The organism is Candidatus Chlorohelix allophototropha (assembly GCF_030389965.1).
GTDB classification, from domain to species: domain Bacteria; phylum Chloroflexota; class Chloroflexia; order Chloroheliales; family Chloroheliaceae; genus Chlorohelix; species Chlorohelix allophototropha.
In genome coordinates, this window is sequence record NZ_CP128400.1 from 1,788,754 (window position 1) to 1,812,054 (window position 23,301).

Below are 23,301 nucleotides of genomic sequence, written 5' to 3' on the forward strand. Positions count from 1 at the left end.
GTTAGAAGCCTGCTAAACTCCCTGCACGTTGCCTTGCGACCACTACAAATTCACTTAGCAGTACCGAAGCCCACGAGTGTTTGCGCCAGAGTTCTTCCGGGTGGGATTGAACTGAAAATATCCAGCGCGAGGCATCTTCGGTTTCCAACGCTTCCGCCACCCCATCCGGCGCAATACCGACCACGCGCAGTCCTTTACCGGGCGTTTTAACCGCTTGGTGGTGGAGAGTATTTACTTCCAAATGGGTAGTACCCAACATTTGGGCGAGGCGGCAATCCTGTTCTAATGTAACCGGATGGGCAATATAATCGCGCTGTTGTTTATGAAAGCTCAGGCGATGGTCAAGCGGTTCACCCGGAATTTGAGAGGATATATCCTGATAAAGCGTGCCACCTAAAGCAACATTCAAAACCTGCTGCCCCCGGCAAATACCGAGTATCGGCAAGCCATCCTCAACTGCCTGTTGGGTAAGCCAGAGTTCCGTCTCGTCACGCAAATCGTCCATTGCTTCCGAGCCATTCAGTTCTTCGCCATAACGAACCGGATTTATATCATCGCCTCCTGAAAGTAGCAAACCATCTAGTCTGCGATAAATCGCATAGAGTGCAGTGGTATTAGAGCTAGCAGGGATTAGAACAGGCGCACCCCCGGCGGCGATCACTGCCTCAATATAGGTGTTGCTGATAGCATGCCGATATGTGCCATTCGGTTGCAACATACGACCGCAGGGAATACCGATTAGCGGTGAAATTTCGGCATAATAGTTGAGCGTCATTAAATTTCATACCTCTCTTTTCAAAATAGAGTCTGTTTTTGAATAATTGGGCATTTGATTAAGGGATATAGATTGCCCTGATTTAATATTATGTTAAGTTAGTTATTAACTCAGCCTATAAATACAATTACCTCTAGCATTAATTTTAACATGTTTCACAACCCTTTACCTTGAGCCTAATACACCTGCAACCAATTCAAAAGGTCAAGAGCGGCTACAAGTTCGGTATTTCCATTTTCAACGTCCGCCCCAAACCTTAAGAAAATCGTTACTGAACCTGAATTAAAACAAGGGGCTTAAAATGTGTATCTCTAAACAGACCTGTGGCTTTTTCCTTACCTTTTTCTCCTCTTCTGAATTACTTGGAACAGATGATTCCGATGCGCCCGCGTTTGATGGTGAAATCTGGTGGAAGTACCCCAACCCTCGTTTTACGGATTTAATTGTTAATCTACATTAGCTTTAGTGTTTTGTAACAATTCAGCCAGATAGAAAATAGACTTATGTAACTAACGGAATCCGAGCGGGGTTCTCAGGGGTGCAACCCCTGTGCGGGGTCGCAAGGGGTGTCCCCATAGGTTACAAGTTAAGGGTTCTAAAGGATTGTCAAGCAAAAAAGAAGCAAAATAGCTTATAATTTGAGGTATGAGTACCCAAAATAATAATAAAAAGAATACCAAAACGAGCCATTCACGTCAGACCAGAGCAATAATGTTGGAGCGCTCAAAACGACCCGTCCCCGCCCCAACCGAGCAGGAAATAGAGCAACTGCTCAATCAGTTGATCGAACCAGCAATTCTAAATCTGACGCAGCATTATCAAAGCTTAGGCTTACGTTGCCGTACCCTCACCCTACCAGTAATGGTTTGTTTCCTGATTAGTCTAATCTGGCGACAATTGGGTTCGGTCAGTGCCGCGGTTAGAGAACTTAATCAGTACGGACAACTGTGGCAACCAGCCCTTAAAGTAAGCCAGCAAGCCGTGAGTGAACGTTTGCGAGAGTTGCCCGCTAGTCTATTTGAAAGTATTTTAAGGGAGGTCTTGCCAGAAGTACAAAAACGTAGCCAAGCTCGCCAACGTCCCCTCCCGAAAGAGTTGCAAAAGGGACTGGCTGAGTTCAAACAGATAGTGGCAGTGGACGCTTCCAGTTTGGATGCCTTGATAAAGAAAGTGGGTTTGTTACGGGAAACTGAGCAGACGGTATTAGGTGGGCGAATGTTAGCAATGTTAGACTTGCGTAGTCAATTACCTACCCAAGTATGGTATGAGGAGGATAGTTACTGCCACGAACAGAACTGGTGGGAACAAATTTGTGAAAGCCTGCCCAGTGGAGCTTTACTGCTGTTCGATTTAGGCTTCATGAATTATGGGCGATACGCTCAGTTAAGCTCAGAAGGCAAATACTTTATCAGTCGGGTCAAGAGCAGAATGGTGCATCAAGTTCTCCAGAAGTTAAGCTGGAGAGAGGGGCAGCGTGAATGGCTAATACAAGTGAAAGATGCGGCTAGGCAACCGTTAATATTAAGGCAAGTGGAAATAGAATATGCGGGTAAATGGTACAGTTATGTCACCAATGTGCTGGAGCTAGAGCGGTTAAGTGGCACTCAAATCGCCGAACTATATCGGCAACGCTGGCGGATAGAGGATGCCTTCAAAACGGTAAAACGGTTGCTGGGCTTAGCTTATTTTTATGGCAGTAGCCAAAACGCCATATTATTACAGTTATGGACAACCTGGTTAATGTACAGTGTCTTGATTGATTTGAGTGATGAGGTGGCGGAGGAATTGGAACTGCCTTTGAGCCGAATTTCGGTAGAAATGGTATATCTGGGGCTGGGTCATATAAGCCGTGTGAGGGCTAGAGGGCTAGAAGTTAGTGTGGTTCAGTATTTGGCCACTAATGCCAAACTTTTAGGGATTGTCAAACGTCCAAGACCCAGACCTAAACCTGATTTGACTTTCCCTTTAATTTCTTAACTTGTAACTGATGGGGTGTCCCCTTAAACTCACCCTCTCTCTTTTCCCCCTTGAGGGAATCCAAGCGGGGTGCTCAGGGGTGCAACCCATAAGCGTATAGTTAAGAGAATCACAAATAGAAAGAGGTGAGTTCCTCTGGTAAGATGTAAGACTCTTCAACTCTTACTACAAAACCAAAGGAAACTCACATGCCTAGTATAGACGAAATAGTTGGAGCTTTGCAAAAAATATTTGGGGAACGAGCCAAAGCACTAGCGAACGAGCAAGGAGTGAACAAACGCAGCTCGAAAATCACAGGGACAATTTTGGCACTGGTGTTGGTAACAGGCTTTATGAGCCAGCCCGGCGCCAGCCTTAACCAATTGAGCCAAATAGCCCAACAATTCGGTGTAAATGTCACCCGCTCGGGGTTGAGCCAACGCTTAACCTCAGTGACAGTGGAGTTTTTACGCTTGCTATTCGAAGAAGCGCTACAAGTGTGGCAGCAGCGAGAAGGTTTGTGGTTGGAACTGTTTGAACCTTTTAGAGGAGTGTACCTGATAGATAGCACTCATATAGGGCTAGCTAACAAACTGGCGGATAGTCAGCCTGCCAGTGGTGGACAGGCTGGCAAAGCCGGTATGAAGTTACAAATAACCTATGATTATTTGCAGCAGCAAGTGGAGGTTGTGACGGCACAAGCGGCGCTGGAACCAGATCAGAGCTTTGAAGATAAGTTGGAAAAATTACCGGAAGGCAGTTTGGTACTGTTTGATTTGGGTTATTGCACCCTGGAACGGCTAAAACGGCTGATGGCAGCTCATTATTTTGTGAGCCGCTTGCCCCCCAAGGTGCATTTGTATGAGCAGGGGAGTAACCAGCCCCTGGCTTTAGGGTCGGAATTAAGGCGCAGAGGAGGTACCTGCGCAGGAACAGTAATAGAGTTAAGAGTGGAAGTAGGGCAAAAAGAACGGTTGAAGTTACGGGTAGTGGCACAAGTGCTACCGCAAGAAGCTTATCTCCAGCGGTTGGCGCAAGCGAAAAAGGTTAGCCAACTCAAAGGGCGGGAGTTGAGTGCCGCGACAGCTAAGCGGTTACGCTGGAACTTGTATCTAACGAATGTGCACGAGAGCCTGTTAAGTGGTTATCAGGTGGGTATAGTCTATCACTTGCGCTGGCAAATCGAGTTACTTTTTAAGCTCTGGAAAAGTGGTTTGGGACTAGCACAGAGCGGCAACAAGAAATTGAGCCGGGTATGGTGCGAAATCTATGCCCGGTTAATTGGCTACACCCTGCTGATCTATTTGAGTTGGGGAGTAGCAGGGAGTGAAGAAATGGGGGAAGCGGAAGAAACCAACTTGGTGGAAGCACTGGTGGGATCATCAGGAGGAGAAAGCAACCGTCAATGGCAAGAAACGGACAAAGCGAAGTTAGGCAGGGCGAAGCCCCTTATATTGCAGGCGCTCATAAAGACAACGCGGGAGTTGAGCCTAACGAAAGCGCTTCAGACCTTAGGTACAGAAATCGTAAGGCTGGGCAAAGCCTTGCTGAGAGGTAAAGACAAGAAAGTAAAGAAATTGATTAAAAAGCTCAGGAAAAGATGGGGCCGCTATAGTTTGAAAGAGAAAAGAGCAGATCGCCTCACTAGTTACCAACAGATTAGCCAAATTCAGTTAAGCACCCGCGAGCTACATGCTCCCGACCTTACACTAATATGCAAAGTTGCCTGATTTTAACTTGTGAAAGGCTTAACTATACGCCTATGGGTGCAACCCCTGTGCGGGGTCGCAAGGGGTGTCCCCTTGAACTCACCCTCTCTCTTTTCCCCCTTGAGGGGGGTAGGGGGTGAATAGTTACAATATTTTTTTCATTAAAAACCATTAAAGATTATTTAAGAGCATGCGTCCGAAATAACGCGCTAAAAATGCTATAATACGCACCGTAAAATATAACTGAAGAATTGATGAGCATATTTCTGTGAGTTTGCTCTTGCGTGGCACTGCTCTACATTTTTAGAGGTTAGCTCTTGGAACAACTTTCGAAGGTTCGTGGCAAACTTTTTATCTCTATGCTATTGGGAATCCTAGTTTGGGTTCTCATTGCCATCATCGGAGATTTAAACAAAACGCTGGATGCACTGAAGCAATTCCAGTGGTGGGTACTGATTCCAATCCTCTTATGCACCTTTACCAATTATGTGATTCGCTTTCTGCGGCAACACTATTATCTTAAAGTAGTGGGCGGCGGTGCAGAAAAAATAACGCCCCTCGAAAGCGCAATTGTCAGTTTTGGCAGCATGTCAATGGCAGTCACCCCCGGCAAGTTGGGCGAAGTGCTTAAGAGCTTTCTGATTCAAAGGCTAAACGGCACGCCGATAATGGTTACCGCTCCCATTGTAGTAGCCGAACGGTTTAACGATGGACTGGCTATGCTGGTACTCTCCTGTACCGGCTTTTTTGTGTTCGATAATGACATTTTCAGGCTGGCAATGTTGCTGGTCTTTCTTGGTTCGCTGGCGTTATTTCTTCTAGTGCAATGGCGTTGGCTGGCAAACAAGCTTCTGATGGCGCTAGGGCGTATAGGTTTTTTGAGCAAACGTATCCATCACCTTCAAACCTTCTATGATAGCAGTTACAGGCTGTTCAAGCCGCAAGTGCTGGTAATAGCATTGCTGATGTCAATTGTGGGCTGGCTTGGGGAGTGTTTTGCCTTCTATCTGGTAATGTTGGGGTTGGGGCAAAAGGCGGATTTCGACCTTTTGCTGGCTTGCGTTTTCATCATGGCAGCGGCAAGTTTGGCAGGAACGCTTTCATTTTTGCCGGGCGGTTTGGGCGTGGCGGATGGCTCAATCGGTGGGTTGCTAGCGTTGCTGGTGAAAGGTGTGACAGGTGGGGTAGCTGCCGCCGCAACCTTCCTGATACGTCTTTGCACGCTCTGGTTTGGGGTATTGCTGGGAATTGCCATTCTCTTTATTTTTAGAGAGCGTTTCCAGAAGCCTCAGAATAAACAAAATGAGTCGCCCGAAACGCCGAGCGCGTTAGAAGCGTTATAAAACGGGCAGGATTGTTCGCGCCTGTGTAATATAAAGTTGAGGTCTTAAGTCTTAATAATGCAAAAATATGAATCATGGGGTCGCTACCCTTCAGCAAAGCCGGAGACAGTAAAGCCTGTTTTCTGGCAGGATGAAATAGCCGACCTGAATTTTTCTTCCAAATCGCTCTTGCCTTACGGTTTTGGGCGTAGCTATGGCGATAGCTGCTTGAATGAAGGAGGGGTTTTGCTGGATACCTCCGGGCTAAACCGCTTCCTCTGCTTTGATGAAATAAACGGACTTTTGCGCTGTGAGGCAGGCGTTTCGCTGGCAGAAATCCTCGAAGTAATTGTACCAAGAGGCTGGTTTTTACCCGTCACTCCCGGTACTAAATTCGTATCGGTGGGCGGCGCAATCGCTAACGATATACATGGCAAAAACCACCATCGGGGGGGCACTTTCGGGTGCAACGTCACGCAGTTCGAGCTTTTGCGCTCTAACGGGGAGCGTTTCATCTGCTCGCCCACTTCTAACCTAGAATATTTCCAAGCTACCATCGGCGGGTTGGGATTAACAGGTGTAATCTTGTGGGCTGAATTTAAGCTCAAACCCATCCAGAACGCCATGATTGATGTGGAAGAAATCCGCTTTGAAAATATCGAGGAGTTTTTCGAGATTTCGGCGCAATCCGACCGCGATTTTGAATATACCGTATCGTGGGTAGATTGCATTGCCACCGGAAAGAATCTTGGGCGTGGCGTATTCATGCGCGGCAACCACAACCAATCGAAATATCAATCCAAAGAGGCGGTAAACAAGAAACTGCCCGGTACAGTGCCGCTAGATGCCCCTGAGTTTCTGTTAAACGGGCTAACAATGAAGGCTTTTAACACCACCTTCTACCATATCCATCTGCAAAAGCGGCGCATTAAAACCGTACCCTATGACCCTTTCTTTTACCCGCTCGATAAAGTTGACCGCTGGAACAAGCTCTACGGCAAACGCGGTTTCCTGCAATACCAATTTGTAATTCCGAGCAGCGACAATCACCGCGCTATCCGTGAGATTCTAGGACGTATCAGCGATTCGGGCGAAGGCTCATTTTTGGCAGTTCTGAAAGAGTTTGGGCATATAAAATCACCGGGAATGCTTTCTTTCCCACGTCCGGGCGTTACCCTCGCGCTGGATTTCGCCTTTCACGGAGATAAAACTTTGCGACTTCTGGAAGATTTGGATGGCACAGTAAGGCGCAACGCTGGCGTGGTGTATCCTGCCAAAGATGCCCGGATGAGCGCGGAAAGCTTCCAGCAATATTACCCGAATTGGCGAGAGTTTGAGCAGTACATCGACCCTAAATTCTCATCCAGTTTCTGGCGGAGAGTAACCTCCCCCGGACATATCAAAGGATAAAGATGAACAAAGTTCTGATATTAGGCGCAACTTCGGCAATAGCTCACGAAACCGCCAAGCTTTTCGCACGCGAGGGGGCGCAGTTATTTCTGGTGGGGCGCAACCCTGAAAAGCTGGAAACAGTTTGCCAAGATTTAAAGGTTAGAGGCGCAAAACAGGTAGAAAGCCTTGTGCTTGACCTCTCCGACAATTCACGCCACGCTGAATTGGTGAGCAAAGCCATTTCCGCTCTCGATGGTTTGGACGCGGTACTTATCGCGCATGGCACACTTAGCGACCAAAAAGCTGGCGAAGCAAGTGTTGAAGTAGCCCTCCGCGAATTTAACAATAACTGTGTAAGCGTTATCTCGCTACTTACTATCCTTGCCAACCATTTTGAGAAGCAAAAACGAGGTTGCATTGCTGTAATCTCCTCGGTGGCTGGCGACCGAGGGCGGCAGAGCAATTATGTATATGGTGCGGCTAAAGGCGGCGTGAATACCTTCCTGCAAGGGCTACGCAATCGCCTTGCCAAATCCGGTGTAGCGGTGCTGACCATCAAGCCCGGTTTCGTGGATACGCCGATGACCGCACACCTGAAAAAGGGCTTGCTCTTTGCCAACGCGGGAAAAGTAGGCGGCGATATTTTCAGCGCGATGCAAAAGGGCAAGGATGTGCTATACACCCCGCGCTTCTGGCAACTGATTATGCTGATTATCAAGCATGTGCCTGAACCTGTCTTCAAACGCCTCAAGCTTTAATCCGATTTTTACTGTTACAAAATATGGAGTAAAATGCAAGGAGAAGATTCAAATCTTCTCCTTATTTAGTATGAAAGTTTTAGCGTTTGCCGGATTTGCCGAATTTAGGGTAACTTTCCCGCAATGAAAGGAGCATTTAATGGCTAAACGCGCTAAAGTGGCTGTACTCAAATCACGACCTGAAACCGTTCTCGAAGATTACGAGCAGTTAATGAAGCTGGCTGATTTCGAGCAGCATTTACCTCGCGAGAATACCACCATCTTGAAGGATAATATTAGTTGGCACTTCCCCTTCCCCGGCGCAAACACCACGCCGTGGCAAATGGAAGGGGTTACTGTAGCTTTGCGCAAAGCAGGTTTTAAAGATATTTCCTGCGTGCAGAACAAAACGGTAGTGACCAACGCCTTCAAAGGTGAAGACCTCAATAACTATGTGCCGCTTTTCAGAAAATACAATATCCCGGTGCTGTACAATTTCAAGCCGGAGGATATAAACTGGGTGCGCTACCAGCCCAAAGCAAAAATGTTGGTGCTGGATAAAATCTTCCCGGAAGGAATCCACATCCCCGATTACTTCTTCGGCAAGAACATCATCCACTTGCCAACGGTGAAATGCCACATCTATACCACCACCACCGGAGCAATGAAAAACGCTTTCGGGGGCTTGCTGAGTACGCATCGCCACTATACTCATACATGGATTCATGAAACGCTGGTGGATTTGCTGGCAATCCAAAAAGAGATTCATCCCGGCATCTTCGCCGTAATGGATGGCACTACCGCCGGAAACGGACCGGGACCGCGCACGATGTATCCGGTTATCAAGGATTACATTCTTGCCTCAGACGATCAGGTGGCGATAGATGCGGTTGCTGCCAAAATGATGGGCTTCGACCCTATGAGCCTTAAATACATTCGCTTGGCGCATGAAAGTGGGTTGGGCGTGGGCGAGATGAGCGAAATCGAGATAGTAGGCGCGGACATTTCGCGTGAAAATTGGGGCTTCACGGTAGGGGATAACGGCGCGAGTCGGGTGGGCGACCTAATGTGGTTTGGTCCGATGAAGCGTTTTCAAAAGCTCTTTTTCCACACCCCGTTGGTAAATGTATTTATTCTGGGGAGTGAGATGTACCATGATTACTATCGCTGGCCCCGCAAAGATCGCCTGACATTTGAAAAGTGGAAAGAAGAAACCACTTGGGGCAATCTGTTCAATGACTATCTCCAAAAAGGGAGTCTAGCCGAACCGTTGGCAGGCGCAGGGGTATAAACGAGAAGCGGGTTCGAGAAATTGCCTTGAAAAGTAGGTGGGTTGATGTTAAAGTTTGTGCAGTAAGCGATATATAAGTAGGGTTAAAGTCGGTATTCCGGCTATTGGATAGGAGAAAATAATGGCGAAAGTAACTGTGCTAGGCACAGGCATGGTAGGCGCAAGCTTTGCCTACCGTTTGCTAAATTCGGGACTAGCGTCTGAAATGCTATTGGTAGATGCCAACCACATGCGTGCCGAAGGCGAAATGATGGATCTAAACCATGCCATGCCTTTTGAGCATCCTTGCCAAGTTGAGGTGGGCGATTATGCCGACATCAAGGGCAGTGAAGTGGTGGTAATCAGCGCGGGCGCAGCGCAAAGACCGGGCGAAACCCGCCTCGATTTGGTGCAACGCAACGCTGCAATTTTCCGCGACATGATACCGCAAGTGGCGAAAGCTGCACCAGAGGCAATTATGGTAATTGCCACCAACCCGGTGGATATAATGACCCAAGCCGCTATCAAATATTCGGAATTTGCGCCCGAACGAGTAGTGGGCAGCGGTACTATCCTCGATACAGCCCGATTTCGCTATCTGCTAGGTGAATATTACGGGGTTGACCCTCGCAGTGTGCATGCCTACATTATCGGCGAACATGGCGATAGCGAAGTACCTGCCTTTAGTTGCGCCTCAATTGCGGGAGTGCCACTGGCAGATGTGGCAAAACAACTCGGCAAGGAATATGACCTGAACGATATGGAGGATATTTTCCAGCAGGTGCGTACTGCCGCCTACGAAATTATCAACCGCAAAGGCTCAACCTATTACGCGATCGCTTCCGGTCTTTTACGAGTAACCGAAGCGATTCTACGTGACCAAAGTACCGCTTTTTCGGTTTCTAATGTAATGACCGGACAATATGGAATAAAAGATGTCTGCCTGAGTTTGCCAATGGTGGTCAGTCGCAAAGGTATAACCGCCACCCTTACCTTACCTTTGAATGAGAAAGAATTAGAGGGTTTCAGGCATAGCGCACAAGTGCTAGGTGAGCTTGCCGCTAAAACCTTGTAATCCTCGAAAATAACGCAATGCGAGCGTTCAGGTTTTCACCCCATTGTGAAAACCTGCCACCTTTCAAGAACATTACAAAACTGTTGCTTGCTAGGTTATTCCATTAAAGAAATTATTTGCTATTATTGGAAATAATAAATAACATTCAATTTCCGTAATAGAACGTTTTTGTAGTAGATTTTGCGTGCGGTGAAGAGTTGATGAACAACAAAAAAAAGCTGGCTGTTGCCAAATGGAGCAGTGTATTAATCCCTCCATTACTGGTGCTGGTTTACGAATTTGTGCGCCACTCTGTAATCCATGATTATATGGATATGGATACGGGCAACGTAGTTGCCGCGCTTTTAGTGCTATTCATCTCCTTTGTCTTCTCTCAATTAGTATTCGGCTGGATTAGTAATTTTCAAACGCGGTTGGAACGGCAAAACCAGAAACTCGAAGCTCTCAATAAACGTGTTAAGGAATTAGCCGTTTTGGAAGAACGCGGGCGCTTATCCCGCGAAATTCACGATGGGGTGGCGCAATTGCTGGCATGTGCCTTGCTTAAAGCTGATGTAGCAGAAGCGCATTTGCAAGCAGGAAATATACCGGGCGCGGAAAAAGAATTGGAACAATTGCGCAATGCCTGCAATGAGGCTTATGGTGATGTGCGTGAGGTTATCAGCGGATTACGCCCGGAGGTATTGGAACAGCGCGATTTTATCACTGTTTTGAGCGAAATGCTGGAAAAATTCACCGATAACACCGATATAAAAACGCGGTTGGATTTGGAAGGATTTGATGATAACAATATTGAAAAGCTCTTCCCCTCTAGCACCAGACTCCAACTGGCACGGGTTATTCAGGAATCTTTAAGCAATATACGCAAACATTCAAAAGCTACCAGCGCGGTCTTGCGCTTGCGACTCACCAATTTCAAGGACGGTGCGGCAGATAGCGGTGGCGCTAGCGACCCTCTCCGCCCGATAACTGTTACAATCAACGATAACGGTTGCGGCTTTGATACCCGTAGTTTCCACTCCGAGGGACAACATTTCGGACAGATAATTATGAGAGAGAGAGTTGAAAGCCTAGGTGGCACACTCGAAGTTTTAAGTGAACCGGATAACGGAACTGTTGTCAAAATTAGCTTGCCACTACCTTTTACATGTTTAGAAGCAAATCGACGGAAAGTAGGGTATGGGCTAAATGGCTGAAACACTACGGATTTTGTTGGTAGATGATCACGTACTCTTTAGAGAGGGACTCGCCAGCCTGTTAAGTTCGCAAAATGATTTGCAAGTGCTTGGGCAAGCCTCAAATGGGCAGGAAGCATTAATTAAAGCCCGTGAGTTGATGCCGGATGTGGTGTTTATGGACGTTGACATGCCCATTATGAATGGGTTGGATGCTACCCGCGCCATCTCAAACGAAATGCCCTATATCAAGATAATCATGCTAACAGTTAGCGAAGAAGAAGAAATACTATTTCAGGCAATTAAAAATGGCGCACAGGGTTATTTGCTGAAAAATATTAGAGCGGCTGAAATAGTGGAAATGTTGCGGGGCATTGGTAGCGGAGAAGCCCCAATCTCGCGCCTGATGGCAGCCCGTCTGTTGCGCGAATTTTCGCGTCAAAATCAGAACAACGCTGCAACGCCGCAAACTCAGCCGGAACAGACCAGCGCTACAGATGCAATTGAACAACTTACCCTACGCGAAAAGGAAGTATTAAAACTCGTTGCCGAACGAGCCACCAATAAAGAAATCGCAGTGATACTTAACATCAGCGAATATACTGTAAAGAATCATCTGCGCAATATTCTGGCAAAATTACACCTACACAACCGAGCGCAAGCCGCGCAGATTATCTTGAAAGCCGAGTCTAAACAGCGATGAGTGAACTGTTAGTGCGTTGTAGTTGGGCAAACACCAACCCTCTGATGGTGGAATATCACGATACCGAGTGGGGCGTACCGCTTCATGATGATCAGAAGCTTTTCGAGTTTCTGATACTGGAAGGGGTACAAGCGGGGTTGAGTTGGAACACGGTGTTGCAAAAACGTGCAAATTACCGAGAAGTTTTCTCAAACTTCGAAGCAGAAAAGCTGATTAACTTTTCAGCTTCAGATGTGGAGAGGCTGCTGCTGAATCCGGGCATAATCCGTAACCGCCTGAAAATAGAAGCAACTATAATTAATGCAAAAAAATTCATTGAAGTACAACGAGAGTTTGGCTCTTTTGACAAATATATTTGGGGACTTGTAAACTCAACACCGCGCAAGAACAACTTTAAAAGCCTCTCCGAGATACCACCCTATACCCCACAATCCGATATACTCAGCAAAGATTTGCAAAAACGCGGATTTAAGTTTGTGGGCAGCACCATTTGTTACGCTTATATGCAAGCAATAGGCATGGTAAACGACCACTTAACCGATTGCTTTCGTCATGAACAGGTCTAACTCAATATTTCCAAGCGCCAAATAAAAGAGTTACTATTTGTTATAACTTTTACCGGACAAAATGGTTATTTACAAATCTATGGGTCTGAGTTAACATATCTTTATAATAAACAATTGGGAATATAGCCTGTCAAAGGCTACTACTCTGGAAACATGTTGCCAACATGTACAAACAACCTGAAGAAGTAACTGGAGGTTAGCATACTTAATGTCTATGCTTAACAACTACCCTAACGCCAGAAATTTTGATTCTCGCCTTAGAAATGTTGAAAGATTAATTTCTGAACCCACTAATATTCAGGAAACTGAGATTTCACAGCGAATAATCGGCGATTTAGTTATTAAATTAATCTACCAAATTACTATTATTTCTGCTCAGAAAATGGCAGAAACAATTAAGTTGCCCTACTTTGGTGTAGTTGAACCTGTTATAAACCAGTTGCGAAAAGCGGAGATTATTGACATCGGTGGTAGCGAAGGGCTAGGAGAGTCAGCTTACCAATATGTGCTAACCCCAAAGGGGGTACAGCGTGCCCTCGAAGTCATAAACCACTCGTCCTATGTAGGACCTGCCCCCGTCTCGCTAGACCAATATCGCAAGATAATCAAGGCGCAAACCTTTGGTGATATTCATGTAGGACCACAACAAGTGCGTGAAGCGCTTTTGGATATGGTGGTAGGTAACGATATTGTAGATTCTATCGGACCCGCCATCAACACCGGGCGTAGCATGTTCTTATACGGACCGGCAGGAAACGGCAAAACGCTCCTCAGTGAGCATGTGGCACGTTTGCTAGGCGGCGATGTCTATATTCCATACGCTATGGAGGCTGATGGATTTGTTATCAAGGTGTTTGACCAGAACTTGCATGTAGTTTCTGGAGATCAACGGAATAACTACGATAACTCAAGCCTAGATAGAAAACTTGATTCCCGTTGGGTCTTATGTAAAAGACCTGTTATCGTAGTCGGTGGTGAGTTGTCGCTAGGTAGCCTCGACTTGATTTGGGACGATACTTCCAAATACTATGAAGCGCCCTTCCAGTTAAAATCCAATAACGGGATGTTCCTGATTGATGACTTTGGTCGCCAGCAAATGCGCCCTCGCGACCTCTTAAACCGCTGGATTGTACCGTTGGAAAAGCGTATGGACTTTTTAACCCTACGTACCGGCAAGAAAATCGAAGTGCCTTTTGATGAACTAATCGTATTCTCAACCAACCTTGCACCGCGAGATTTGGTTGATGAAGCTTTCTTGCGCCGTATCCAAAATAAAATTGAAGTGCGCAATCCCACCTATGAAGAATATCGCGAAATCTTGCGTCGCCAATGCGAGGAACTAAAGGTTAGTTTCACGGATGAAGGGGCAGTGTATCTGCTGAAAGAACACTACGTAAAAGCCCGGCGTGAGTTGAGAAACTGTCACCCACGCGATCTGTTAAAGCAAATTTTGGGTATTTCTTCTTATCTGGGTGCACCCGCTACACTAACGAAAGATTTAATTGACCAGGCAGTTGCGAGTTATTTTGTTGAGCTATAAGTCATATTGCTGCTGGTATTAGAAGATATAATCGTAAGGGAGTTTTAATTTATGCTTTTGAAAAGAGTTGGGGGTCCTACCCCGGAAGGTCGTCCCGGAGAATCAGGTCCATTACCACCTCCTCCCGCACAGGCTGTGCCTCCTCCTAGCGCTCCGGCGCAAGGAAACCCGCCGCCACCGCCGCCTTTCGCTTCTATTCCCGGCAATATAGTGACCAATTCAACAATACCAGGTGCGACTTCCGTAGCGCCGCCACCGACTTCCGGTAGTATGATACCGGGAATGGGTATGGCTGGAATTGTGGTTGACCGTGAGAAATTACGCGAGTTCCGAAATCAGATTGTAACTCGGATTCAATCAAGCATCGGCACAAACACGGTGCTGAACCGCGATGAAAAAACCACCCGCGAGTTGGCTACAAAATTCAAGCTGGTTTACGATCAGCTTCAACTTAACCTGCCACAAGAACAGCAAAAAATACTATTTGACGAAGTGCTGGCAGAAATGGTCGGTTTCGGTCCGCTTGAGCAATTGCTAGGAGACGAATCAGTCACAGAAATTATGGTGAACGGACCAAAGCTGATTTACATCGAACAGCGCGGACGCTTATTGGAAAGCAATATCACTTTCGAGAACGATGAGCATGTGATGCGTATTATCAATCGCATTATCGCTCCTCTAGGACGGCGTATTGACCGCAAATCTCCGATGGTAGATGCCCGCTTGCCCGATGGTAGCCGCGTCAATGCAGTAATCCCGCCCTGCTCTATTGACGGACCAAGTATCACTATCCGCAAGTTCAACAAAAAGCCTTTGACCATTGAAAACCTGATCAACTTTGGCTCTGTTACAGCAGATATGGCAAAGTTTTTTGAAGCCTGCGTTAAAGCGCGTTTGAACATTGTGGTATCCGGTGGTACTGGTTCTGGTAAAACCACCTTATTGAACGTACTTAGTAGCTTTATTCCTGAAACAGAACGCATTGTAACGATTGAGGATGCCGCCGAATTGCAATTAATGCAACGTCACGTGGTGCGGCTTGAAACCAAGAAACCGGATGTGGATGGAACTTCTGAAGTTACCATTCGTGACCTAGTGCGTAACTCTTTGCGTATGCGCCCCGACCGTATTGTAGTAGGAGAGTGCCGTGGTGGTGAAGCGCTCGACATGCTCCAAGCAATGAATACCGGACACGATGGTTCGCTAACCACCCTCCATGCCAATACCCCTCGCGATGCTACCCGGCGCGTTGAGACTATGTGCTTGATGGCTGGCATGGATTTGCCGCTTAAGGTTATTCGTGAGCAAATGGCAAGCGCAATAAACTTGATTATCCAACAATCTCGTTTGCGTGATGGAACTCGTAAGGTCACCGCTGTTACCGAAATCCAAGGTATGGAAGGCGAAAATATAGTTTTGCAAGATATCTTTATGTGGGACGAAGAAGGCGATGACAACGGCAAAGTAGCAGGAGCTTTGAAGCCAACAGGCTTACGACCAAAGTTCGAACCAAAGCTAAGCCTGATTGGGTACAAGTTGCCACCCTCTATGTTCGGTGGGAAGCTTCCGGGAAGCGAAAGAAACCAGAAAAAATAACTGCTTTTCAGAAATTGTATTGCCCCTATCCACCACTGGACAGGGGCATTTTTTTTGGCTCATAGAATCAACTTTAAAGCATCTATAAATCGCCACTCTGCTCAAGCGAACGGCGAAGCGTATTCATTGCTTTCTCAATTGCCTCAAATTCATCACCGGTTATCTGATTCAGAATCGAAGTAACGCTTTCCTCAGCCTTAGAGTGATAGCGACGTACTACCGCTTCACCTTCACTCGTAATTCGGGCATAAACCAGACGGCGGTCATCAGGGCTATCCACCCGTTCTACCAATTTCAAGCGGCGGGGAGCTTTACTTTTTGCAGACTGATCATTATTACGATGTCTCCCCTCTAGACCGTCGATTATACGAGTCATGGTAGGGCGACTAACCTTAAAAATATCTGCCAGTTCACTGATCAAGTATTGTTGCTGATGCAACACTTTCAAAACAGAATATTGCTGCAAAGTTATCGGCAATTCTGAACCATCTCGTTCGCGTTGGATTATACGGCGAAGTAGTGGAATGATGGTCAAAACTTCCTGAGCGCAACGACGTTGCCTATCCTCATTAGCAAGCAATTGTTCTGGTTTTGGCGTATCAGGTTCCTGTGTTTGCGGGTTTGCTGCTGGCATCTTCACCTACTCTAGCCTTACTCTCAAACATTAGGAGCAATTTTACTAACTCTCGAAAAGAGTGGAAACAAGCGATGTAATGACAACTATAGGCTAGAGCCATTTGTCTTGTCAATTACACATCGCAAATTAAAAATTAAGAGCAGCAACTCAGGCAGGGTCAAAAAAGCCATTGCTGCGATTTGGATGCTGAACCACTTCGAATCTCCCCCTGAATTTTAGAACGAATCCGAGCGGGGGTGGCAAGGGGTGTCCCCTTGACCTCCTCTCTCCTCTTCCCTCCTTGAGCGAACTAACGAATCCGAGCGGGGTTCTCAGGGGTGCAATCCCTGTGCGGGGTCGCAAGGGGTGTCCCCTTGAACTCCTCTCTCCTTTCCCCCTTGAGGGGGTAGGCAGGTGAATAGTTACAGCCCTTTTTGAGTTTGACAGGAACATAATTCTTATGGTATCTTTGCAATAAATGTGTAGATACACTTTATGTATAGGTAGTAGTTATGAAATCAACTTGCTTTTGTATAAACTTGCGTAGGGCATCCCGAATTCTTACCCGTCTTTATGATGATGAACTAGCACCGATAGGGATACCCGTTACCCAATACTCGCTGCTCGCTAATATTTTACGAGCGCCGAATTCAAATCTAACCGAATTAGCCGATGAGCTATATCTAGAGCGCACCACCCTTTTGCGAAATCTGAAAATATTACAAGCAGCCGGGTATATTAGCATCAGCCATATAAAAGGTGAAGCCGGAAACAAGGTCTCTTTGACTGAGCAAGGTCGTTTGAAAATTGAAGAAGCGCGCCCTTATTGGGAAAAGGCACAGCAAAAAGTTCGAGAAACGCTAGGGGACAAAGGTAACACCGAACTGCTACTTTTACTGGATAGCTTGCAGCAATTTGATATTTAAACTCGTTATTAATAAGGATAATTTTAATGAAAGATAGAGCGGCATCGCCCCGATTTCACTATGCTTGGGTCATAGCAATTATTACCTTCCTGACACTGCTCACAACTGCCGGTATTCGCTCAACTCCGGGGGTGCTGCTCGTTCCATTGGGCGAGGATTTTCATTGGGATAGGGCAACAGTTTCGCTGGCAATCGCCATTAACCTAGTTCTTTTTGGTTTGTTTGGGCCTTTCGCTGCCGCTTTGATGGATAGATTTGGCGTAAGACGGGTGATGTTGATTGCCTTTGGCACAATTGCCTGCGCTTTATTATTGACTACCGTTATGACCGAACCGTGGCAACTGTATATTTTATGGGGTATAATGGTCGGTATATCCACCGGAGCAACTGCTACAGTGTTGGCAGCCTTTGTAACTAACCGTTGGTTTGTGAAACAGCGCGGGTTGGTGCTAGGCATTATGACTGCCAGCAATGCTACCGGGCAACTGGTATTTCTACCGCTGCTGGCAACCCTGATTACCACGTTTGGCTGGAGGGCAGCATCTTGGACTACCCTAACCGCAATAATTATCTTATTTCCGATAGTCGCCATATTCATGCGCAATCGCCCTTCCGACAAAGGCTTAAAAGCTTACGGGGCTGAACCGGATGCAGTAGAACCAGAAAGAAGCACCGGAAACCCTTTTGCAAACGCTATAAACGGCTTGTTGCGGGGCTTGCGTTCGCGCGATTTCTGGCTTCTTTCCGGCAGTTTCTTTATCTGTGGCGCTACCACCAATGGGCTTATCGGCACACATCTGATTCCCGCCTCGATGGATCACGGCATCCCGGAAGTAACTGCTGCCAGTTTGCTTGCCCTTATCGGGGTCTTTGATATTATCGGAACCACCGCCTCAGGCTGGCTCTCAGACCGGGTTGATAATCGCGTATTGTTGGCGTGGTACTACGGCTTGCGAGGTCTCTCGTTACTGTTCTTGCCCTATGCGTTAGGCACAGGCTTTCTTTCACTGGCAGTATTTATCGTATTTTATGGGCTGGATTGGGTCGCTACTGTACCACCCACCGTTCGCTTAACCGCCGATATTTTTGGCAAAGCCAGCGCCCCGGTGATTTTTGGCTGGATTTTCGCCGCTCATCAACTCGGCGCGGCTTTTGCTTCTTTTGGGGCAGGTGCGCTTTACACAATTTTGGGCGATTATCAGGTTAGTTTTTTGCTGGCAGGTCTTTTATCGCTGGTTGCCTCTGGTCTAGTAATCCGGATTGGGCACAAGTCAGGAAAAACCCCGACAACCCTTTCAGAAGCATCGAATCAGGCGGCTTGATTTAAATTGCTTAAAGCCGGAAATGTACGCTTAAAATTCAGTATTGCCACTTTTATCGGGCTAGTATTGCTATTTGGCATTTGCCGGGTAAATGTGGCAAACGCACATTCCGGCTTTCTTCGCTCTGACCCTGCCGATGGTTCAATTCTCGCCACTGCCCCTGCTACGATTAACATCTGGTTCAGCGAACCGATTCGGCTGATTCGCCCCGGTGTGACCGTTTTCTCCCCCTCCGGTACTAAAATTGAAATAGCTGCGCCTGTAATCGAGGGGCAAAAAGTTACGATTCCTGTAAAGCTCGATCAAAATGGCACCTACCGGGTGGTTTGGCAAGTTATATCCGAAGATACGCATCCGGTGCGGGGCAGTTTCAGCTTTAGCGTGGGTAATCAAAGCTCAAGGCTAGCGGGAAGTTCGGCGGAATTTGGCGCGGTGTCATTGCTAGGCTTAGGCTTGCAAACCTTTTCACGCTGGTTGCACTTTCTCGGCTATGCCCTCGGCTTTTTCCCGGTAGTTTTCGGACTTTTCGCGCTTAAAAACCGAACAGAACAAGCAGAAAAGATAATATGGCGACTTGTAAATTCAGGAATATTATTGCTGATAGTGGCAGAACCGCTGGCGTTATTAGGTCAGAGCGCCAGCCTCGATGAATCTCAGCTTTTCGACAGTACAACCATTGGCGATATCTTAGCCTCAAATTTTGGGCGTGTCTTGGGGCAAAGATTGGGGGCTGCCCTACTGCTATGGGTACTGGTTAGCGTGGCGAGACAAGGAAATAGGGCAGCGAGCAGCGCGATTATCCTAACCGGAATTGTATTAGCGGTGGCAAATGGACAAGCCAGCCATGCAATTAATTTCGGGGTAGCCGGACTGGCTATCAATACATTCCATCTTTTAGCGATGGGCGTATGGGTAGGCGGACTTTTTACGCTGATTGCTCTTTGGCGATTGCCGGAGATAGCCTCGCAACGCCAGTATATAATCAAGCGTTTTGGAAGGTTAGCCGCCCTTGCTTTGCTGGTTTTGGTGACAACCGGAATTGCCAGCAGTATTCTCCAAACATATCGGCTTGAAAATCTGCTTGAGACAAACTACGGCAAGACCTTGATTTTAAAGCTGCTTGTTTTTGTTGTGGCGGTTCTCATCGCCTTTGCAGGAATACGCGCCAACCTGTCATTGCGCTGGCGTTGGTGGTTGGTGGAAGGGCTAACCCTCGCTTCTATTTTGTTTATAGTGGGCTTGCTGGTATCGCTTCCGGTCGGTTAATCAACAGGACTTTAGCTAGGAAAAGTAATTACTCAGGCGGGGCGATAAGGGGCAGAGCAATTATGCACAATACCTGAATGCTTTCCGGGTTTATGCTACAATAAACCAAAAATAAGGTAACAACTCAGCCTAGGTATAAAACCAACGAAAAGGGGTGTAACCCTACGGGTCACAGGCACGGGAAACTCCCCGCCGGGGGCATAGGGGTGTACCCTATACTTTTTCCCTCTTTATTCCCCCTTGAGGGGGTTAGGGTTACAAAATAAGAGGAGTAAGATGCACCTTGGATGAAGAACAGATTAGCCAGCTTGAAGAACTGGATTTAACCCGAAATGAAGCTAAAATATATCTGGCTATGCTAGGCAGACCGAACTTTAAGGCAGCAGAACTGGCAAACGCCGCCGGAGTACCTCGCCCAAAAGTGTATGAAGCCCTGAATAACCTGTTGAATAAAGGCTTATGCTATGCTGTACCGGGAAATGTTGCTCAGTTCAGTGCGGTAGATCCAAAACAAGCTCTTTTGGATTTACAACGAAGGCATGAGCAGGAAATGAATGCGGTAATAACGCATCGCCGCCAATTAATGGAAGATTTGGTGGAACAGATATTACCGCTATACAGCGCGGGTCAGACTGAAACAGGCTCATTACGTTATATAGATGTACTCTACGAACGAAGCCGTATTACGCAGGTAGCCAACGACCTACTAGCAACCGCAAAGGATTTTATCTATATCCTTGAGAAAGAACCCTACGCGCAGGATCCTAGATTGTTGAATACTTATGAGTTGGCGGCTCTAAAACGCAAAGTGCAATTGCGCTGCCTTTTCCAAGAAGGCACGGTTGGAATTGAAGAACGTATCGAATCCTTGTACAAAAGCGGCGCAGAATTGCGTATCAGCCAAGAATTGCCCATGAAATTAATTGTAGTGGATGATCGGGCGGCAATTTGCGCCCTCCGTGACCCCATAACCGGGCAGCAGAGCCTTACCAGTTTGCGGATAGAACATCCTGATTTCGCGAGGGCGATGCGGCTATTATTCGAATCCTTCTGGCTAAGCCCTCAGAGTAAAGCTCTGTCACTTTAAAGTATGAAAAAGCTTTCGGCACACTCCATCATTGTAACGTTAATTGCGCTGGCTTTGCTTATTGTAACGCTGGCGCTATTCTTTACGCTAAAGAATTTTGTTGATGAAGTCCAAAGTAATACCGAGTTCGTACAGCCTGTTGCCACAATACCCGCGCCCACTCCCACGCTTTCCCCAACGCCTCGCGTAACAATTGGACACAATGATTCGGCTGCACCCATCGGGATAGGTGATTTATATCTGGCGTTAGGTGACTCTGTTGGGTATGGGTTGGGCGCACCTACTCCATACGATATGGGTTTTGCAGGGCTGTTTTATAATAATTACCTGAAGCGGGTTCGTCCCGCAATGACTCCATACAAAAACCTAGCCATACCGGGCGAAAGTAGCAGCAGCTTTTTTGAAGCTAAACCCGGCAACAAAAGCCAGTTGCAACTTGCCCTCGATGAGATTGATAAAGCCAAAATAGCAGGCAAAACGGTTAGCCCGATTACCCTCACGCTTGGCGGAAACGATATGCTGGACAATCGCAATAAGAGCGAGCAGCTACGCAATAGCGCCTTGCAGCAATTTGAAACAAATTTCAGCCGAGCGTTGGACGAGCTTAAAGCCCATACCGGAAACCGTTCCGATATAATTGTAACTACCTACTATAACCCCTATATCTATCAAACCGGTGGAGGTAGCGAGGATGAGCAGAACAACTGGGTTAAACGGTTTGATGAGAGCATAAAACGGATTGCCTTAGATAAAGGGGTGCGCGTTGCCGATTTTTTTGCCCCCTTTTTTCAGCATGAGGGTGATTATACATGGATAAAATTCGGTGACGTGCATCCAAACGCAAGCGGCTACAATGTGTTGGCACGCGCTTTATGGCAAGCAAGCGGCTATGACCGGGAAGGGTCGTCACTTAGCTTGAGTTATCAGGGCATACCAGATAACAGGAAGCTTCAAAGCGGTGAGCGTATTACCTTCAAGTTGGTCGCCGCCGATAATATTGTCAGCAGCAAGCAAGCAGAAACGCCCGGCGCGGGTAGTATTGCAGGAGTGTTCTATACTATGGATGGGTTAAATCAAACCCCTCTTGCCGCAGTCCCGGCTTTATATCTGGCAAAAAAAGCCGAAGCTGAATTTACCTGCATTGTTGATACTACAGGTCTGGTAGCTGGTAAGCATATTCTAAACTTTGTCGCGCAGGATATGGCGGGGAATACCAGCAAGTTAGAGATAGATTTTGAGGTGTCAGGTTGAGTAATATTTTTGAAGAATTGGCTAATTCGCTCATGGGTGTTGACCCTGAGATGAATCAAGAACCGATTTTCGAAAAACAATCCAGTCTTGATTACAACAGGGAAGACCGTAAGGGCGTACCCGAAATAATATATGCCGAACGCAAACGGGATAATGATACTATTGCAATTGCCCGGAATTTTCTGGTAAAAGGAAAAGGGCGAGCAATTATAAGTCGGGCAAAGCCGGAATTGCGGGCAAGGCTAGTACAAGAACTGGCAACAATAGAATTTGAGGGTCAAACTATAGCTGTAGGCGTGGAAGAATTTGACGCTAGTAACATGTTGGTGTTGAAACGTGCTGATTTTAGCCAACCTGTCACCGGAGGGCAAGTAGGAATTATAACTGCCGGAAATAGCGACATCCCGGTGGCAGAAGAAGCCGGGGTAGTAGCGCGTGAAATGGGCTGCAATGTTACCTCAATCTATGATGTTGGGGTAGCAGGCTTGCATCGTCTTTTCAGACCGCTCCAATCAATGTTGCAGATTGATGTGGATGTAATTATCGTAGCAGCCGGAATGGATGGGGCATTACCCTCAGTAATTGCCGGTCTGGTAAATGTTCCGGTTATCGGACTTCCGGTATCGGTCGGTTATGGTTTAGGTGGAAAAGGGGTCGCAGCGCTATTAACCATGCTGCAAACCTGCGCACCGGGATTGACGGTAGTGAATATTGATAACGGAGTGGGAGCAGGCGCTACCGCCGCGCTAATCGCCAACAGAATGGCGGCTATACGCAAGCAAAACTCATAAATTAAAAGTAACAATTCAGGCAGATAGAAAATAGACCTATGTAACTAAAGGAAACCGAGCGGGGTTCTCAGGGGTGCAACCCCTGTGCGGGGTCGCAAGGGGTGTCCCCTTGAACTCCTCTCTCCTATTTCCCCCTTGAGAGGGTAGGGGGTGAATTGTTACAAATAAAAATCAATAGGAGATTATTGTACAAAATGCTTATGGTTCTTTGCTGTAAAAGGAATTA

At 46.9% G+C, this 23,301-nt stretch carries 21 protein-coding genes; 19 read left to right on the plus strand and 2 right to left on the minus strand.

What is annotated here, in order from left to right:
• Nucleotide 1: 1 nt before the first annotated feature.
• Nucleotides 2-775 (minus strand): gamma-glutamyl-gamma-aminobutyrate hydrolase family protein, encoded by a 774-nt coding sequence (locus tag OZ401_RS20260; RefSeq protein ID WP_341470339.1) that lies wholly within the window; start codon nt 773-775, stop codon nt 2-4.
• A gap of 301 nt (nt 776-1,076) precedes the next feature.
• Here OZ401_RS20260 and OZ401_RS20265 point away from each other — a divergent pair, with 301 nt between their 5' ends.
• The 13 genes from OZ401_RS20265 to OZ401_RS20325 all read left to right on the plus strand — a co-directional run bounded on the left by OZ401_RS20265 (nt 1,077) and on the right by OZ401_RS20325 (nt 15,816).
• A complete protein-coding gene (locus OZ401_RS20265) occupies nt 1,077-1,235 on the plus strand; it encodes a hypothetical protein (protein WP_341470340.1) in 159 nt (52 codons plus the stop codon).
• Between the two features lie 185 nt (nt 1,236-1,420).
• Nucleotides 1,421-2,752 (plus strand): IS4 family transposase, encoded by a 1,332-nt coding sequence (locus tag OZ401_RS20270; RefSeq protein ID WP_341470341.1) that lies wholly within the window; start codon nt 1,421-1,423, stop codon nt 2,750-2,752.
• A gap of 188 nt (nt 2,753-2,940) precedes the next feature.
• A complete protein-coding gene (locus OZ401_RS20275; RefSeq protein ID WP_341470342.1) occupies nt 2,941-4,461 on the plus strand; it encodes an IS4 family transposase in 1,521 nt (506 codons plus the stop codon).
• A 296-nt stretch (nt 4,462-4,757) separates the two neighbouring features.
• Nucleotides 4,758-5,783 carry a lysylphosphatidylglycerol synthase transmembrane domain-containing protein gene (locus OZ401_RS20280; protein ID WP_341470343.1) on the plus strand — a complete coding sequence of 342 codons (1,026 nt, stop codon included), beginning with the start codon at nt 4,758-4,760 and terminating at the stop codon, nt 5,781-5,783.
• 57 nt (nt 5,784-5,840) lie between these two features.
• A complete protein-coding gene (locus OZ401_RS20285) occupies nt 5,841-7,172 on the plus strand; it encodes an FAD-binding oxidoreductase (RefSeq protein WP_341470344.1) in 1,332 nt (443 codons plus the stop codon).
• 2 nt (nt 7,173-7,174) lie between these two features.
• Nucleotides 7,175-7,912, plus strand: a complete 738-nt coding sequence (locus tag OZ401_RS20290; protein WP_341470345.1) for an SDR family oxidoreductase — start codon at nt 7,175-7,177, stop codon at nt 7,910-7,912.
• Between the two features lie 139 nt (nt 7,913-8,051).
• Nucleotides 8,052-9,182, plus strand: coding sequence for a DUF362 domain-containing protein (locus tag OZ401_RS20295; protein WP_341470346.1), 1,131 nt, complete (start codon nt 8,052-8,054; stop codon nt 9,180-9,182).
• A gap of 121 nt (nt 9,183-9,303) precedes the next feature.
• Nucleotides 9,304-10,236, plus strand: a complete 933-nt coding sequence (locus tag OZ401_RS20300; protein WP_341470347.1) for an L-lactate dehydrogenase — start codon at nt 9,304-9,306, stop codon at nt 10,234-10,236.
• A 200-nt stretch (nt 10,237-10,436) separates the two neighbouring features.
• The gene (locus tag OZ401_RS20305) at nt 10,437-11,432 is read left to right on the plus strand and encodes a sensor histidine kinase (RefSeq protein WP_341470348.1); all 996 of its coding nucleotides are present in this window, start codon (nt 10,437-10,439) and stop codon (nt 11,430-11,432) included.
• Nucleotides 11,425-12,114 (plus strand): response regulator, encoded by a 690-nt coding sequence (locus OZ401_RS20310; RefSeq protein WP_341470349.1) that lies wholly within the window; start codon nt 11,425-11,427, stop codon nt 12,112-12,114. Before OZ401_RS20305 ends, OZ401_RS20310 begins: the two co-directional genes overlap by 8 nt.
• Nucleotides 12,111-12,680, plus strand: a complete 570-nt coding sequence (locus OZ401_RS20315; protein ID WP_341470350.1) for a DNA-3-methyladenine glycosylase I — start codon at nt 12,111-12,113, stop codon at nt 12,678-12,680. Before OZ401_RS20310 ends, OZ401_RS20315 begins: the two co-directional genes overlap by 4 nt.
• A gap of 208 nt (nt 12,681-12,888) precedes the next feature.
• The gene (locus OZ401_RS20320; RefSeq protein WP_341470351.1) at nt 12,889-14,220 is read left to right on the plus strand and encodes an ATP-binding protein; all 1,332 of its coding nucleotides are present in this window, start codon (nt 12,889-12,891) and stop codon (nt 14,218-14,220) included.
• Nucleotides 14,221-14,271: 51 nt separating this feature from the next.
• Nucleotides 14,272-15,816 (plus strand): TadA family conjugal transfer-associated ATPase, encoded by a 1,545-nt coding sequence (locus OZ401_RS20325; protein WP_342399007.1) that lies wholly within the window; start codon nt 14,272-14,274, stop codon nt 15,814-15,816.
• A gap of 82 nt (nt 15,817-15,898) precedes the next feature.
• On the opposite strand, the gene OZ401_RS20330 is transcribed toward OZ401_RS20325, so the two are convergent.
• The gene (locus OZ401_RS20330; RefSeq protein WP_341470352.1) at nt 15,899-16,450 is read right to left on the minus strand and encodes a MarR family winged helix-turn-helix transcriptional regulator; all 552 of its coding nucleotides are present in this window, start codon (nt 16,448-16,450) and stop codon (nt 15,899-15,901) included.
• 494 nt (nt 16,451-16,944) lie between these two features.
• Here OZ401_RS20330 and OZ401_RS20335 point away from each other — a divergent pair, with 494 nt between their 5' ends.
• From OZ401_RS20335 to larB, 6 genes are all read left to right on the plus strand, one after another.
• Nucleotides 16,945-17,358 (plus strand): MarR family winged helix-turn-helix transcriptional regulator, encoded by a 414-nt coding sequence (locus tag OZ401_RS20335; protein ID WP_341470353.1) that lies wholly within the window; start codon nt 16,945-16,947, stop codon nt 17,356-17,358.
• Nucleotides 17,359-17,384: 26 nt separating this feature from the next.
• The gene (locus OZ401_RS20340; RefSeq protein ID WP_341470354.1) at nt 17,385-18,680 is read left to right on the plus strand and encodes an MFS transporter; all 1,296 of its coding nucleotides are present in this window, start codon (nt 17,385-17,387) and stop codon (nt 18,678-18,680) included.
• Nucleotides 18,681-18,686: 6 nt separating this feature from the next.
• Complete coding sequence (locus OZ401_RS20345; protein ID WP_341470355.1) at nt 18,687-19,946, plus strand: copper resistance CopC/CopD family protein; 1,260 nt, start codon at nt 18,687-18,689, stop codon at nt 19,944-19,946.
• A 283-nt stretch (nt 19,947-20,229) separates the two neighbouring features.
• On the plus strand, nt 20,230-21,033 hold the full coding sequence (locus OZ401_RS20350) for a TrmB family transcriptional regulator (RefSeq protein ID WP_341470356.1): 804 nt from the start codon (nt 20,230-20,232) through the stop codon (nt 21,031-21,033).
• A 3-nt stretch (nt 21,034-21,036) separates the two neighbouring features.
• Nucleotides 21,037-22,284, plus strand: a complete 1,248-nt coding sequence (locus OZ401_RS20355; protein ID WP_341470357.1) for an SGNH/GDSL hydrolase family protein — start codon at nt 21,037-21,039, stop codon at nt 22,282-22,284.
• Nucleotides 22,281-23,075 carry a nickel pincer cofactor biosynthesis protein LarB gene (larB, locus tag OZ401_RS20360; protein ID WP_341470358.1) on the plus strand — a complete coding sequence of 265 codons (795 nt, stop codon included), beginning with the start codon at nt 22,281-22,283 and terminating at the stop codon, nt 23,073-23,075. Before OZ401_RS20355 ends, larB begins: the two co-directional genes overlap by 4 nt.
• The last annotated feature ends 226 nt before the right edge of the window (nt 23,076-23,301 follow it).